Here is a 426-nt window from a genome sequence, read left to right as displayed (position 1 = left end):
GGCGCCCGGGGGGGGGGGCCCCCGCCGCCCCCCCCCCCGCTCCTACAGGGGGCTTGGCCGGCCTTTGGGTTCGTGGGAGCGGCCTCTGGCCGCGATGCCCTTGGTGCGCTCGGAATCGCGGCTGGAAGCCGCTCCTACAGGGGGCTTGGCCGGTCTTCGGGGTCGTGGGAGCGGCCTCTGGCCGCGATGCCCTTGGGCACTCGGAATCGCGGCTGGAAGCCGCTCCTACAGGGGGCTTGGCCGGCCTTCGGGGGTTCGTGGGAGCGGCCTCTGGCCGCGATGCCCTTGGGCACTCGGAATCCCGGCTGGAAGCCGCTCCTACAGGGGGCTTGGCCGGTCTTCGGGGTCGTGGGAGCGGCCTCTGGCCGCGATGCCCTTGGTGCGCTCGGAATCGCGGCTGGAAGCCGCTCCTACAGGGGCTTGGCC

The organism is Thioalkalivibrio sp. (assembly GCF_041690275.1).
GTDB lineage: Bacteria > Pseudomonadota > Gammaproteobacteria > Ectothiorhodospirales > Ectothiorhodospiraceae > Thioalkalivibrio.
Note: the sequence above shows the minus strand (reverse complement) of the source record.